The sequence below is a fragment of the Mesorhizobium sp. M0909 genome (assembly GCF_040319515.1).
Classification (GTDB): Bacteria; Pseudomonadota; Alphaproteobacteria; order Rhizobiales; family Rhizobiaceae; genus Mesorhizobium.
Map to the genome: position 1 here is coordinate 239,552 of NZ_JAMYOA010000002.1, position 12,610 is coordinate 252,161.

The 12,610-nt window shown below is 60.3% G+C and carries 16 protein-coding genes and 1 tRNA gene; 10 read left to right on the top strand and 7 right to left on the bottom strand.

Going from position 1 to position 12,610, the window contains the following annotated elements:
• Positions 1–161: 161 nt before the first annotated feature.
• The gene (gene msrA, locus NKH83_RS03710) at positions 162–824 is read right to left on the bottom strand and encodes a peptide-methionine (S)-S-oxide reductase MsrA (protein ID WP_352478110.1); all 663 of its coding nucleotides are present in this window, start codon (positions 822–824) and stop codon (positions 162–164) included.
• Positions 825–892: 68 nt separating this feature from the next.
• Complete coding sequence (locus tag NKH83_RS03715) at positions 893–1,216, bottom strand: hypothetical protein (protein ID WP_352802167.1); 324 nt, start codon at positions 1,214–1,216, stop codon at positions 893–895.
• A 425-nt stretch (positions 1,217–1,641) separates the two neighbouring features.
• Here NKH83_RS03715 and NKH83_RS03720 point away from each other — a divergent pair.
• Positions 1,642–1,731: transfer RNA gene (locus NKH83_RS03720), tRNA-Ser, on the top strand.
• A 746-nt stretch (positions 1,732–2,477) separates the two neighbouring features.
• Here NKH83_RS03720 and NKH83_RS03725 read toward each other — a convergent pair.
• A complete protein-coding gene (locus NKH83_RS03725; protein ID WP_352802169.1) occupies positions 2,478–3,194 on the bottom strand; it encodes a pentapeptide repeat-containing protein in 717 nt (238 codons plus the stop codon).
• Positions 3,195–3,559: 365 nt separating this feature from the next.
• Here NKH83_RS03725 and NKH83_RS03730 point away from each other — a divergent pair, with 365 nt between their 5' ends.
• Both NKH83_RS03730 and NKH83_RS03735 read left to right on the top strand, forming a co-directional pair.
• Entirely contained in the window at positions 3,560–3,769 is a 210-nt protein-coding gene (locus NKH83_RS03730) for a hypothetical protein (protein WP_254816855.1), read from the top strand.
• 3 nt (positions 3,770–3,772) lie between these two features.
• The gene (locus NKH83_RS03735; RefSeq protein ID WP_352799853.1) at positions 3,773–3,964 is read left to right on the top strand and encodes a hypothetical protein; all 192 of its coding nucleotides are present in this window, start codon (positions 3,773–3,775) and stop codon (positions 3,962–3,964) included.
• A gap of 348 nt (positions 3,965–4,312) precedes the next feature.
• Here the strand turns inward: NKH83_RS03735 and NKH83_RS03740 are convergent, their stop codons facing one another.
• The 4 genes from NKH83_RS03740 to NKH83_RS03755 all read right to left on the bottom strand — a co-directional run bounded on the left by NKH83_RS03740 (position 4,313) and on the right by NKH83_RS03755 (position 6,711).
• The gene (locus tag NKH83_RS03740; RefSeq protein ID WP_254816852.1) at positions 4,313–4,720 is read right to left on the bottom strand and encodes a heme-copper oxidase family protein; all 408 of its coding nucleotides are present in this window, start codon (positions 4,718–4,720) and stop codon (positions 4,313–4,315) included.
• A 268-nt stretch (positions 4,721–4,988) separates the two neighbouring features.
• Positions 4,989–5,261: a hypothetical protein gene (locus NKH83_RS03745; protein ID WP_254816851.1), complete on the bottom strand. Its 273-nt coding sequence runs from the start codon at positions 5,259–5,261 to the stop codon at positions 4,989–4,991.
• A gap of 450 nt (positions 5,262–5,711) precedes the next feature.
• Positions 5,712–6,320, bottom strand: coding sequence for a YdeI/OmpD-associated family protein (locus NKH83_RS03750; RefSeq protein WP_352476432.1), 609 nt, complete (start codon positions 6,318–6,320; stop codon positions 5,712–5,714).
• A 49-nt stretch (positions 6,321–6,369) separates the two neighbouring features.
• Positions 6,370–6,711 carry a cupin domain-containing protein gene (locus NKH83_RS03755; RefSeq protein ID WP_352476431.1) on the bottom strand — a complete coding sequence of 114 codons (342 nt, stop codon included), beginning with the start codon at positions 6,709–6,711 and terminating at the stop codon, positions 6,370–6,372.
• A gap of 321 nt (positions 6,712–7,032) precedes the next feature.
• Here NKH83_RS03755 and NKH83_RS03760 point away from each other — a divergent pair, with 321 nt between their 5' ends.
• From NKH83_RS03760 to kdpA, 7 genes are all read left to right on the top strand, one after another.
• Positions 7,033–7,467 carry a DUF3597 domain-containing protein gene (locus NKH83_RS03760; protein WP_254816848.1) on the top strand — a complete coding sequence of 145 codons (435 nt, stop codon included), beginning with the start codon at positions 7,033–7,035 and terminating at the stop codon, positions 7,465–7,467.
• 403 nt (positions 7,468–7,870) lie between these two features.
• Positions 7,871–8,101, top strand: a complete 231-nt coding sequence (locus NKH83_RS03765; protein WP_254816847.1) for a hypothetical protein — start codon at positions 7,871–7,873, stop codon at positions 8,099–8,101.
• A 230-nt stretch (positions 8,102–8,331) separates the two neighbouring features.
• Positions 8,332–8,520: a DUF3606 domain-containing protein gene (locus NKH83_RS03770; protein WP_352802172.1), complete on the top strand. Its 189-nt coding sequence runs from the start codon at positions 8,332–8,334 to the stop codon at positions 8,518–8,520.
• Positions 8,520–8,702: a hypothetical protein gene (locus NKH83_RS03775; protein ID WP_254816845.1), complete on the top strand. Its 183-nt coding sequence runs from the start codon at positions 8,520–8,522 to the stop codon at positions 8,700–8,702. Before NKH83_RS03770 ends, NKH83_RS03775 begins: the two co-directional genes overlap by 1 nt.
• Positions 8,703–8,813: 111 nt before the next feature.
• Positions 8,814–10,295: a hypothetical protein gene (locus NKH83_RS03780; protein WP_352476430.1), complete on the top strand. Its 1,482-nt coding sequence runs from the start codon at positions 8,814–8,816 to the stop codon at positions 10,293–10,295.
• Positions 10,296–10,626: 331 nt separating this feature from the next.
• Positions 10,627–10,716, top strand: coding sequence for a K(+)-transporting ATPase subunit F (locus NKH83_RS03785; RefSeq protein ID WP_023675300.1), 90 nt, complete (start codon positions 10,627–10,629; stop codon positions 10,714–10,716).
• Positions 10,717–10,741: 25 nt separating this feature from the next.
• Entirely contained in the window at positions 10,742–12,445 is a 1,704-nt protein-coding gene (gene kdpA, locus NKH83_RS03790; protein WP_352476429.1) for a potassium-transporting ATPase subunit KdpA, read from the top strand.
• The last annotated feature ends 165 nt before the right edge of the window (positions 12,446–12,610 follow it).

Consider the following 12,610-nt stretch of genomic DNA (forward strand, 5'->3'; position numbering starts at 1 on the left):
GTTCTCCGGCAGGCATGCAGCGTCAGGCAGGAGTGTCTTCCTCCCGCTTCCGGTCAATCTGGCACGGCCCGAAACAAAATTCACGTGGAATTTTGACCCTTTGGAAAAGCATGGCGCCGCATCGCGGCGCCCCAGCATATTCCTTGCGTCAGGGGCATAAATCAGGCGGAGACGGCGGCCGGAATGGCGCAGGAGACGCCGGTTCCCTGCAGGCCGCAATAGCCGTAGGGGTTCTTCGCCAGATATTGCTGGTGGTCTTCCTCGGCGAAGTAGAATTCCGGCGCCGGTGCGATCTCGGTGGTGATCTTGCCGCGTCCGGCACCGCGCAGCGAAGCCTCATAGGCATCGCGCGAGGCGAGCGCCGCCTGGTACTGCGCGTCGTTGAACGTATAGATCGCCGAGCGGTAGGTGGTGCCGACATCATTGCCCTGGCGCATGCCTTGCGTCGGGTCGTGGCTTTCCCAGAACAGCTTCAAAAGCTCGGCATAGGACACGATCTTGGGATCGTAGACGACGAGCACGACTTCGGCATGGCCGGTGAGGCCGGTGCAGGTTTCCTGATAGGTCGGGTTGGGCGTGACGCCGCCGGCATAACCGGCCGCCGTGACCCAAACGCCCTCGACCTGCCAGAACAGGCGCTCGGCGCCCCAGAAGCAACCCAGCCCGAACATCGCCGTTTCCATCCCTTCGGGATAAGGACCCTTGAGCGGCCTGTTCGAGACAAAGTGCTTCGATGCGGTCGGGATCGGCCGGTCGCGGCCGGGCAGCGCCTCGGAGGGCTTCGGCAGGTTGAGCTTCTTGTTCAGCATGTCGCTGAGAAACATAGTGCGGTTTCCTTTTCTTCTTGGTTGAGCCTTCCCCGGCACGGGAACACCGGGTCAGGCTGGAAATGTCAGGTCGCGGCGAACCGCCCGCTGGGGCGCTGCCGCCTGTAGCCGATGGCGTAAAGAATGAACGCCAGCACCGCGAACACGGCGAAGCCGGGCTGGCTGAGCACCCAGGCGATGGCGCCGTCCCACAGCAGCGGATTGACCTTGTCGCGGACGAAGCTTTCGAAGGCGCTGCGCGTATCCGGCGAGACCGCGAGCCAGCTGGAATTAAGCGGTGTCATCACCAGCGCCGAAGCCGCCACCGACCGGGTCGCATCGAGCACGGCCATGATGACCGAAACCGACAGCGCGACCATTGCAGCGAGACGAAAGATGAAGCGGAACATCCGGACCCTTCCTCCCCAGGAGATTATCAGAATGTCGTGTGGACTGTTAAATAGGATCTACTTGCTTCGCCTGCAATCGCGACACGCGAAGTTGAACCCGCGACCGCCGGTTCGCCGGAACCGGCGGCGCGCCGGACGGCGAGCACACCTCGGCCGCCCCTTTCGATAGGCTCCCTACGGGTGCTCCGGTAACATGGGGTGAGCATCCGTATCCGGCAAAGCGAATAGACTATCGTTATGTCTTGGCATTCGGCACCGGATCGACTAGATGAGCCCCGCGCCTGTTGCTTTGACGGCTCAGGTGCGGGGAAAGGGTATCCGCTGGTCGACGGCGCCCACGGCCGGAATTCCGGTCCGGAATCCCAAAGGAGATGCATCTCCCCAACCCGCGCGGCGAAACCGGCCGCGTCGAAAATGCTAAAGACGGAGAGGTGGCCGAGTGGTTGAAGGCGCACGCCTGGAAAGTGTGTTTACGGGAAACCGTAACGCGGGTTCGAATCCCGCTCTCTCCGCCAGATACCCACTTAAGCGTCTGTTATTGTTTCGCTTTGTGAGTTGCGGCCTTTCCGTTCCTAACGTCCGCAAACGATGAAGCTCGGCCACCATGCCGCCGCCCCTTTGTTGACTTTGCTTGGGTATCGGAGTGTCCGGAAAAAACCGCAGGGCAGCCCCCAGGATTCGCGTCTGCGGACCCCAATCCGCCCCGCCGGCGCCTACAGGCAATCTACCCCAACGCCCCCCAAGCGGCGCCGGCCACTTTCAGCCCCTTCGTTCGAAAGTTGGCTTCCAGTTGCGCGCCCGCTGATGGCCTTCGTAAGGAATGCATGCGAAGAAGGTCGGTCACGGCCGGCAGCCTTGCAATTTGAGCAGACAAAGAGCCCGACCAAGTCGTCATGCATCGAGCCGTGGTCATGGCCGAGCCTGTCAATCAGCGCCTGGATGTAAAGTTTCGTCGATTTGCAGCACATCGGGTGCGCACAATTGACATAGATGGTTTCGCGGGCGGACAGAGTGTCGGCGAGGGTCTTTCGAGTCATGGCGATTCTCCGTTGAAGGGGCTCGCCGCAACGGGAGGATTATATGCCTTAATGCTGATCCCCTGCATTGTCTCGTGCGGAATGGGCTCTCCGGCATTAGACAGGGATATCCGGAGTTCGCCGTCTCGGGTGGTGGCTTCGACCTTAATGGGCATGTCCGCGGCACAAAGTTACAGGTTCGAATCCTGTCGGATGCAGCATTGCCGCAGCTCGCTTGCCGACAACTATTCCTGCTGGAATTGACAGGGCCAATCTTCAGGCCTCGTCAAGCCAGAAGGCAACTCGGTCCGGGCGTCTCCGCAAGCCATGTTGAGCTGCCACTGGGACAGACCCACCGAATTGGAAAGGTCGAGGCCCTCGATACGGGTCAGAAAGAAAAAGGCGCGGTCAAAGTCTATCGGCGCGGTGAACGTCGCTCCTCGGAAGTCCGCCCGTGCGAGATTGGCAAACGAGAAGCGGCTGCCGCTGATATCGGCGTCATGGAACTGCGCACGCCCCAATTCTGCCTTTGTGAAATCAACATTGGTCAGATTGGCGTCCTGGAAATTCGAGCGCTGTATTTCCGCGCTCGCAAACACAGCGCCCTGCGCGTCCATACGGCTGAAGTCGGTCCTGTAGGCCTCGATTCTGTCGAACCGGGCGCCTTTGGCGGTCGAGTCGGCCAGTGAAGCACGCACAAGCGTTGCCTTCTCAAGATTTGCGGCAACGAGATTGGTGTTCCTGAGGTCGGTCGAAGTGAAATCAACACCGAACAGGTTCGCCCCGCTCAGGTCCTGTCCATCTAGGATGAGAAGCTTTTTGTCACACTCTTGCCAATTGACGCCAGGCGTCGCGGCTGCGTCGCAATTTTGAGCGGCAGCGGCGTTCTGCCCAGCAAACACAGTGCAAACCGCTAGAACCAAGCCGGATGTGCCGTAAGCTCTGGTTCGCCTCAAAGTCATTGTTGCTGGACCTCTGCTACTCGCCGACACTCACCCTTACCACATCTGCTGACACTCGAGCCACGGTGACCACATGGCTGTGCTCGCGGCGCAGTGGGTCAAGCCTGGTGTGAAGCTCCGCGTCAAACACCTTCGCGGCGAATTCTAGGCGGCCAGCTTACATTAGCCAGAGTGAACAGAACGTGATTACGGGCCAGGCCTTCACACCTTCGCCTTCCACCAGCCCGCCCATCTAGCATGCCCCGCCATCGCGAACGGCCCAGCACGGGCGAAAGACAAGCTCCTTCCTGGCGCTGCGCCGCGTGCAGTCGGAACAAATGGGATCGACGCCGCTTAACAATCGAAGGGACCGCAAACGAAGCGGTATGATGATGATTGATATTTTTAGCTTCGAACTGGCCAATGCCAGGCTGCGCGTTAAACGGGCCGAGCGCTCGCTGAAGCGTGCGAATGAACTGTTGTTGAACGATGGCTGTGTCGCCGTCAATCTCGCGTTGTGCGACCGCATACGGTCTGAGCAAAAACGCGTGATTGAGGCCCGGGAACGCATGACGAAGATCGATCGGAAGAATTGACCCATGATGCTCGCGACCCTCCACCTTGAAACTGCGAGATACGGCGACGAATATCGCGTCGCAAGGCTCGCGCTGCTGAGGCAGCAAATGATACGGCACATCAAGCGCACAGACGCCTCGGCGCAGAAAGTCGAACAATCGCTGGCAAGATTTGCCGAAGCAAACACGCTCGGGGACCGGCTCGCGCAACAGTAGGTCCGCGCGCTCTACCGTCGTTTGACGATGACCTCGTCATGCTGCGTCGCCAACAACAAGGCTGCATCAACATCGCACCTGCGCTCGCTGGGCGTTGCGCCCCAAAAGCACAAGGCAGTCATTTCGGCGAAGATCCAAGAAGTGTCGATATTTTCACCTTCCTAGGGACGCAGGCACAACGCCAAAATGAAGGCCGCGATAAGCAGCATGGCAGGCAGAGGGGCGCGCGAAGGCTACTGAGCGGCTTTCATCTCGCCGCACTCTTGCCTCAGATCAGCCTACAACCAATCGGCCCGCGCTTCACCAGAAGCACGGGCATTGATAGGCTCGGCACTATCGCCGCCCCGTCTACCGCGGGACCGCTGGTATTCCCGAGACTGAGCGCTCTGTTTCGGCGGAGAAAACCACGAAGGCAAAGATCAGCACGGCGACAGCGACAATCATCGAGCCGGTGGCGACGATCGGCTCGAGCGCCGGATTTCCCTGCAGCATCAGGTAAAGCGCCGGCAGCATCACGACCAGGCCGAGATTGTAGACGCCGTAGTGGATCATCGCCGTCCTGCGGGCAGCCTTCGCCGGGTTCAGCGCATAATAGCCGCCGAATATTGCACTGGTGACCCACCCCAGCAGGTTGATGTGCGCGTGAGCCGGAAACGCGCCGTGATCGCCTGAAATTGCCATCTGCAGGCCAGCTGCAATTCCCAGAATAAGAAAGACGATGGCTGTCTTGAAAAAAAGCTCTGAAACCTTAGGCATGTCATTCCCCCAAACCCGTTTTGCCGCCGCATCATGCTCTGGTTCCGGCGATCTTGCCAAGGGGACCGTCGGGCCGGCGGCACCATTTGCCGCCGGCCTGACGGCCCGTCGGCAGCCGGCCGCCGGGCCTGGCCGGTTGCGAGTCCAGCCGGCAAAAAATATGCGCTCACCCTAATTTAATTGCAATATCACCCGCCAGGCATCCATGTCGTTCTCACTAAGGAAGTCCTGCACAATCGTGGTGCCATACGCGCCAAAGGCCTGCCCGTCAGTGTTCCAGCAAGGCCTCGCCGAACTTCTCCCACAGCTGCGCGCAATCTGTAGCTCTGAGGCTGGGGGTTCCGAGTGGGCCATATCTGATGACGGCGGCGTGAACATCATAGCCAACGATAGGTGCATTGGCGACAAAGTGGATAGCCTCGCCCAATCGGCGAGAGCCAATTGGCGCATCGGTTTTGTTGGTGATGTCGAAGACACCACGAATATCCGCTTCCTGGTTCCTGGCTGCCAAAGCAGCCGCCATTTCCCTTTCGTGCATCATCGAAATCTCTCCGATCGGTCTAAGTCTAAGAACCGCGGCTTGTGCCGGTCCGGCAGCTGACAACCGGCAAATCGAAGTGCCTTTTGCAGCATCTCGATTGGCTCTTGCTGCGAGCCACTCCGCCCGCTGCCGCGGCAAGCCGATAAGGCAACTGCCAGCGAAATCCGCAGGCACGTCCACGGTCGCATCAAACACGGCCCACGTGCCAGTCGGTTCCTGAACGGGCAAAAACCTCATAACAGCGCCTGCTAATATACTATGCCGACTGTGAGGACGAGACTTTTTCCTGCATCCACTAAACGAATGAGAGATGGTGTCGAAGTGCCGGGCGACGCTCGTCGAAAACAATCGTCGGCGACATCGCCAGGATCGGAGGCCTGAGCCGGCCGCATTTTGGGAGTCGCCGCAAGGGACAAGCACAAGACGCAGCACACAAACGCGGCCAAATGTTCATCCAGAATCGCGACTTCGTTGCGGATAGATGGTCTCGCCGCGCTTCAGCATCGCCACGAACGCCGCGATCTTCTTCTTGCGCCCGGCTTCGGTCTTCATGTTGTGGATGCGGAAGGCGAGCGCGAAGCGGTTTTGCCCGCTGAGCTTTGCCAGCATCTCCTTTGCCCTGGGCTCGGCGTCTATTGCCGCCTGGAGGTCGTCGGGGATCTTCATCTCCTTGCCGCTCTTGTAGGCGCGCGCCCAGCGGCCGTCGGCCTTGGCCGCATCGACCTGCCTCAGCCCGTGCTCGGTCATCCGGCCCTCCTCGATCAGCCGGGCGACATTGTCGACATTGATCTGGCTCCAGGTGCTCTTCTTGCCGCGCGGGGTGTAGCGCTGCAGATAGCTTTTGCCGTCGAACGCCTTGCGCACCGCGTCGATCCAGCCCCAGCACAACGCCACGTCGATGGCTTGCTTCGGCGTGATCGACGGCAGCCCCGAATCGAGCTTATGGATCTTGATCCAGACTTCGTCCTCGCTGTCGTGATGCTCGCCAAGCCAGGCATGGAAGCTTTCGGCATCCCTGAACTCGCGCACCTTGGCGGGGTCGACCTTCACGGGCGCCATCAGCCGATCCGCCGGTGACCCAGGCGCGTAACGACGCCGAACCGCGCCCTCATATCAGCTCCAAGTCCGATATCCGCAGGCCTGTTGATTCCCGCCGGCACGCATTCAGCCCGCACGATTGGGCGTGCCGAGGACGTGGGATTTGCGGCGGCAGCATGACGCCGTCGAATGTCTGCATGAACATCGCCGCCGCAAAGAACGCGTCTCTTCGGTGGCGTGGGTGTTGCCAGCCGAGCCGCTTGCCGGGCTCGATCTCGTAGACAATGACCGAGGACTGGGTGGTGCCGTGCCCGCCGTAAACCGCGAAAGCGCCGGCCCATTTGACCGACGGATCGTCCACTGCCCAAACCGGCGAACGTTCGAGCCTGTCGGATGCGACGACTGCTGTCATGGCTTCGTTCCTCTCAGCGAATTGCGAACACGAATCTAGATGATTTTTCTAGTCTGCGTCAGCAAAACTGGCTGGCAACCATTCCCTCGTCCATTGCGCGTGACGATTTGTTGGTCCGCGATCCGACCTATTCTACTCTCGGGCCGGATCACTGGGCCGATTCCTCAATGCAACCAAGCCTTTACCCTTTAGCCATTTTTGAGTTGCCCCTGCGTTGCGTTCGTGGTCCGGTACAACCAGGGCGCTCAATGCGGCATTCGGCAACGGTCGCCTCACCGACCGTCAAGGCAACACACCGTCGAGCCAACACAGGAGATAGCAATGGGCATTTTCGACAGTATCAAAGGTGCGATTTTCGGAAACGCGGTTGCGGCCGAAGCGCCGCCGGCGCAACCGTCTCCCGCGCCTGCTTCGAGCACGGCCACCCAGCCGACGGCGCCTACCCGATCCGCCCCGGCTGCAACCCCGGCTCCGGCCGCGCCGGCCGCGCTGTCCTCTGCCCCGGACATCGCTGCCATTCTCGACAAGGCCGTGGCCGCGAAGGGGCAGAAGCTCAACTGGAAGAATTCGATCGTCGACCTGATGAAGGCCCTGAATATCGACAGCAGCCTTGGCGCCCGCAAGGAGCTTGCCCACGAGCTGAACTACACCGGCGATATGAACGACACTGTAACGATGAATCTGTGGCTGCACGACGCACTGATGAAAAAGCTGGCCGAGAATGGCGGCAAGCTTCCGAGCGATCTGGCCGCCTAGAGTCACAAGACAAGCAATTCCAGGAAAACCTGTGAACGTTCCGGCCGGAGTTGCGTCACAAAAAAGACAGACCGGTTCGGCGTTTGCGGGAAACGACGAACCGTTCCAGTCCTGCCCGCACCGTGGTTCTTGCTGCGCTGGCTTTCGGCCGCAACCGAGCAGACCACACGCCAAACATCAGACTGCCAGTAAATAAAATTGAGACCGATCCCGGCCACCGGGATTGGGCCTATGGCGAAGTCGCATGGCACAAAAGCGCTGCCGCCTCCCGCCCGGACTGCCTCCCGCAAAACCGACGATTTCGGTCGCTGCCCACGCGCTGGTAGGACCACCATTTTGCTGGCGAAACGCGACGTTCGGCGTATCATTCTCCCCGGAGAGAGTTCATGGTGGGAGGAAGCCAATGAACGTGGTGCAGAGGGTGACTGTCGCCGACTTGACGGCCCAAGAGCTTGTTTCATCTGCGCTTTCACGGTTCGGTGCCGGCGACACCATATCGACGAGGGCGATGCTGGACATCGTTCGCAGGACGGCCCCGGCCTGCGGCAACAGTGACGACGATCTGGTCGAGCTTATCGTCATGACGGCCGTTGGTAGGACCATGGGCGTCGTGTTCGACCATCGGTCCCAATAAAACAATCTGGAACGAACATCAGGCTGCGCCCAGGAGCAGTGGCGGGCGGTTGGCAGCGCCAAAGAGGCCAGCCTGTTTGTGCATGAAGGCCGACCTGGCACCAAGCCCCTGCTTTGAACAAAACCGCTGCTCATGCCGGGTCATGCCCGAAGACGGTATTGGGCGGCACGCTCGAAGGAACTTGCTGAAATCTTGCCCGTTATGCTCTCGTCGAGATGAGGAGAGCTGCCATGGCCGACGACAAAACCAAGACCGACAGTCGCGACCGCTCACAAGTGGCGGGCGGCGAAGACTACGAGGTACGTCACTTCGCCGAGGAAGCGGGCATTACCCCGGATCAGGCACGCACGCTGATCAAGCGTCACGGCACCGACCGCAAGGTGCTGAACGAAATCGCCGAAAGCATAAGAGCGTCGTAATGGCTGACAAGAAAACCGCAATGGCCGACCGCAAGACGCGCGATCCGGACGAAAAGGAGGCTCTGCGTCTGGCCGAAACCACCGACGTTTCGCCGAAGCAGGCGAAGGATCTGATGCGCAAGCACGGCAAGGACAGCCCGAAGGTCGAGAAGGAAGCCAAGAACTTCAAGGCCGAGGGCTGAGTCGCCGAGCCGGTTGGACGCGGCACAGGGTTGTTGCCGCAATCCTGCAGCTTATCGGTTTTCTAACAAATTCGGCCTATCCCTTCCGCTATCGCGGCTCAGGGATGCCATATGCGCGGGATATCTGGTGAGGCGAAGCGGTCGATAGGCGATGTACGGCATGTGAGGTTGGTATTTTGCCTGCTGGCGGCGGTCGTGATGGCGGCGGCGCTCCTCGCCTTTGCCACCTCCCTCCTGCAGGATCCTGATAGCTGGTGGCACATCAAGGTCGGCATGGATATGCTGGCAAGCCGCACATTCCCCACCGTCGACGTCTATTCCTACACTTTTGCCGGCCAGCCATGGATCGCCAAGGAATGGTTCAGTCAGCTTCTCCTTGCAATTGCCTTTGAAACCGGCGGCTGGAACGGCGTGGTGCTGCTGGCGACTGCAGTAATCGCGCTCACGATCTTCTTGACGTCGTGGTATCTCAGCGCGTGGTTGAAGCCGACGCTGGCGATAGGACTGACGCTGGTTCTCGCGCTCTTGATCGGGCCAATCTATATCGCCCGGCCGCACATCTTTACCTTGCCCATCATCGTCGTCTGGACCGCCGGTCTTTTCCAGGCCGCACGCAACGAGAAAGCGCCGCCTTTGTGGCTGCTGACGCTGCTTTGCCTGTGGGCCAATCTCCATGCCACCTTCACCTTCGGTTTCGTCATCGCCGCCTTCGCCGGCCTCGATCTCGTCATGCGCACGCGCTTGTCGAACCCCCGGCTGCTGGCCAAGTGGACCGCTTTCGGGCTGCTTTGCCCGCTGGTCAGCCTGTTCAATCCCTATGGCGTCAAGGCCATACTCGCCACGTTCACGGTGGCCTATGGCAATGAGGCGGTGCCTTACATTGCGGAGTGGCAACCCTTCGACGCCTCGCGGCACACCCTCCAGGGGGTGGCCCTGCTGGTGGCGTTTTTCGGGCTGCTCGTGTCGAGATTGCGCATTGGCTGGGCCAAGGCGCTGTTCCTTGTCTTCACGCTGCACGCCTATCTCACCCACATACGGTTCATGTACTTGTTCTTTCTTCTTGTCCCGGTGGTCCTTGCCGTTGAGGTCGCGCAACAATATCCAGCGCTTTCAGCCGAGAAATGGGCGGCGGAAAAGCGCGACGGACTTGAACAATTTTTCGCACGGCAATTTTCCAGGATTTGCGCTGGACTTGCCGTTTTGCTGGTTTTGGCGGCTGCCGCCTTCACGACCTATCCGGTCGCGCCGAGCCAGAAGACCTCGGCGAGGGACGCACTGGCCTTCGCCCAAACCCATAATCTGTCGGGCAATCTGTTGAACTCCTACGATTTCGGCGGTACGCTGATCTTCCATGGCATCAGGACGTTTATCGACGGCCGCGCGGATCAGCTCTTCCTGAATGGCTTTACGGAAACGGATGAGCAGACTGGGCACAGCCGGGGCAAGCCGATCCTGAAAGCCCAACTCGAGAAATATACGATAGGCTGGGCATTGTTGACCGCCGACGACCGCCGCATTCCGTTCTTCGACGAACTGGGCTGGAAGCGGGCCTATGCGGACGACTACGCGGTGATCTACACCCGCGCGGACTGAGCCCCGGCAGCTTCGCGCGCCGGTGTGCACATCCCTCCTGAAGCTGTGGCCAGCGCCGAGGCGGCGAAATCCTTATGGGATTTTGATTTCTTTGCTCCGCGTCCCGTCTCGAACCTTTATGGCACTTTGATCCATATTCACCGAAGCGGTGTATCCAGCCGCCGATATGATGCGGCGACCGGTTTTGGTAGTTTGTTAAAGTAAACACACAAATACAACATAGGAAAATGCGCGGTGGACATAATTGTTGTCGCGATTGGAATCGCGTTCTTTGCTCTATGCTTCGGCTACATCAAAGCCTGCGACAAGCTGTAAGGGTAGGGATCGCAACATGCTTTTCGACTATATCCTCGGCGGCGCCGTGACCTTGTTTCTTCTCGCCTACCTGACATACGCCCTCGTTCGCCCGGAACGCTTCTGATCTCCGCTGGCAAGGAGCCAACCCCATGACAATCAACGGATGGCTGCAGATCCTCGTCTATTGCGGGATCGTCGTTCTGCTGGCCAAGCCGCTCGGCGGCTACATGTATCGCGTTTTCAGCGGCGAGCGCACATTCCTGTCGTCAATTCTGGCCCCGCTCGAGCGCGGGCTCTACCGCATATCAGGGACCAGCGAGCGCGAGGAGCAGCACTGGACCTCTTATGCGGCGGCCCTGCTGTTCTTTAACCTGGCCGGCTTCCTGGTGCTCTATTTGCTGCAACGGCTGCAAGGCGGCCTGCCCTACAATCCGGCCGGCATGACCGCCGTCGAACCTGGGCTGGCCTTCAACACCGCCGCCAGCTTCATGACCAACACCAACTGGCAGAACTACGGCGGCGAAAGCACGATGTCCTATCTCGTGCAGATGGCCGGCTTGACCGTGCAGAATTTTCTGTCGGCGGCGACCGGCATCGCCATTGCGGTCGCATTGATCCGCGGCTTTGCCAGGGCCTCAGGCAAATCGATCGGCAATTTCTGGGTCGATATGACCCGCTGCACGCTCTATCTGCTTTTGCCGTTCTGCATCGTCCTGACTCTGGTCTATGTCTATCTCGGCATGCCGCAGACGCTCGCTGCCTACGCCAACGCGACGACGCTCGAAGGCGCGCAACAGACTATAGCGGTCGGGCCGGTCGCTTCCCAGGTTGCCATCAAGATGCTCGGCACCAATGGCGGCGGTTTCTTCAACGCCAATGCAGCGCATCCCTTCGAAAATCCCGACGCAATCTCCAACCTGATCCAGATGGTGACGATCTTCGCCCTCGGCGCGGCGTTGACCAATGTCTTCGGCCGCATGGTAGGCAACCAGCGCCAAGGCTGGGCAATTCTGTCGGCTATGGGCGTGCTGTTCATCGCCGGCGTTGCCGTCTGCTACTGGGCGGAAGCCGCAGGCAATCCGCTGGTCCATGCGCTGGGCGTCGACGGCGGCAACATGGAGGGCAAGGAGAGCCGTTTCGGCATCGCTCTGTCGGCGCTGTTTGCCGTCATCACCACCGCCGCGTCCTGCGGCGCGGTCAATGCCATGCATGACAGCTTCACCGCACTTGGCGGCATGATCCCGATCATCAACATGCAGCTCGGCGAGGTTATTGTCGGCGGCGTCGGCGCCGGCTTCTACGGTATCCTGATGTTCATCGTCATCGCCGTCTTTGTCGCCGGGCTGATGGTCGGACGTACGCCCGAATATCTCGGCAAGAAGATCGAGGCCAAGGAGGTCAAGATGGCGATGCTGGCCGTGCTCTGCCTGCCGCTGGCAATGCTGATCTTCACCGCTATCGCGGTGGTGCTGCCGACGGGCGTTGCTTCCATCGCCAATGCCGGTCCGCACGGCTTCTCCGAAGTTCTCTATGCCTACACCTCGGCCGCGGCGAACAATGGCTCCGCCTTTGGCGGTCTCAGCGGCAACACGCCCTGGTACAACGTAACGCTCGGCATCGGAATGCTGATGGGCCGGTTCCTGGTCATTATTCCGGCGTTGGCGATTGCTGGCTCGCTGGTTGCGAAGAAGACCGTCCCTGCCTCCGCCGGCACCTTCCCGACCGACGGTCCGCTGTTCGTCGGGCTGCTGGCCGGTGTCATCCTGATCGTCGGTGGCCTTACCTTCTTTCCGGCCCTGGCGGTCGGACCGATCGTCGAGCACCTGGCGATGATTCACGGTCAGACATTCTGAAACGGCGATGCCCTGGTTCAAGATCATACCTCGGAAGGTCCGGCATCGCCCCGAGCCGGAGGGGGAGAAAACGCCCCCTCCTTTCCCGACGCTGTCCACATTCCTCGCTATTGCGGCAGCCTTGATCATGATCTGGCTGCTGGCTTACGGGCCGCCGCACCTTCG

Bases quoted from the DNA above. Each gene is read 5' to 3' on its own strand.
- NKH83_RS03760 (WP_254816848.1), top strand. From the start codon at position 7,033: ATGGGCATTTTCGACAGTATCAAAGGTGCGATTTTCGGAAACGCGGTT.
- NKH83_RS03785 (WP_023675300.1), top strand. From the start codon at position 10,627: ATGCTTTTCGACTATATCCTCGGCGGCGCCGTGACCTTGTTTCTTCTC.
- NKH83_RS03745 (WP_254816851.1), bottom strand. From the start codon at position 5,261: ATGATGCACGAAAGGGAAATGGCGGCTGCTTTGGCAGCCAGGAACCAG.
- NKH83_RS03725 (WP_352802169.1), bottom strand. From the start codon at position 3,194: ATGACTTTGAGGCGAACCAGAGCTTACGGCACATCCGGCTTGGTTCTA.
- NKH83_RS03780 (WP_352476430.1), top strand. From the start codon at position 8,814: ATGCGCGGGATATCTGGTGAGGCGAAGCGGTCGATAGGCGATGTACGG.
- NKH83_RS03755 (WP_352476431.1), bottom strand. From the start codon at position 6,711: ATGACAGCAGTCGTCGCATCCGACAGGCTCGAACGTTCGCCGGTTTGG.
- NKH83_RS03740 (WP_254816852.1), bottom strand. From the start codon at position 4,720: ATGCCTAAGGTTTCAGAGCTTTTTTTCAAGACAGCCATCGTCTTTCTT.
- NKH83_RS03730 (WP_254816855.1), top strand. From the start codon at position 3,560: ATGATGATGATTGATATTTTTAGCTTCGAACTGGCCAATGCCAGGCTG.
- NKH83_RS03750 (WP_352476432.1), bottom strand. From the start codon at position 6,320: ATGGCGCCCGTGAAGGTCGACCCCGCCAAGGTGCGCGAGTTCAGGGAT.
- NKH83_RS03775 (WP_254816845.1), top strand. From the start codon at position 8,520: ATGGCTGACAAGAAAACCGCAATGGCCGACCGCAAGACGCGCGATCCG.
- NKH83_RS03735 (WP_352799853.1), top strand. From the start codon at position 3,773: ATGATGCTCGCGACCCTCCACCTTGAAACTGCGAGATACGGCGACGAA.
- msrA (WP_352478110.1), bottom strand. From the start codon at position 824: ATGTTTCTCAGCGACATGCTGAACAAGAAGCTCAACCTGCCGAAGCCC.
- NKH83_RS03765 (WP_254816847.1), top strand. From the start codon at position 7,871: ATGAACGTGGTGCAGAGGGTGACTGTCGCCGACTTGACGGCCCAAGAG.
- NKH83_RS03715 (WP_352802167.1), bottom strand. From the start codon at position 1,216: ATGTTCCGCTTCATCTTTCGTCTCGCTGCAATGGTCGCGCTGTCGGTT.
- NKH83_RS03770 (WP_352802172.1), top strand. From the start codon at position 8,332: ATGGCCGACGACAAAACCAAGACCGACAGTCGCGACCGCTCACAAGTG.
- kdpA (WP_352476429.1), top strand. From the start codon at position 10,742: ATGACAATCAACGGATGGCTGCAGATCCTCGTCTATTGCGGGATCGTC.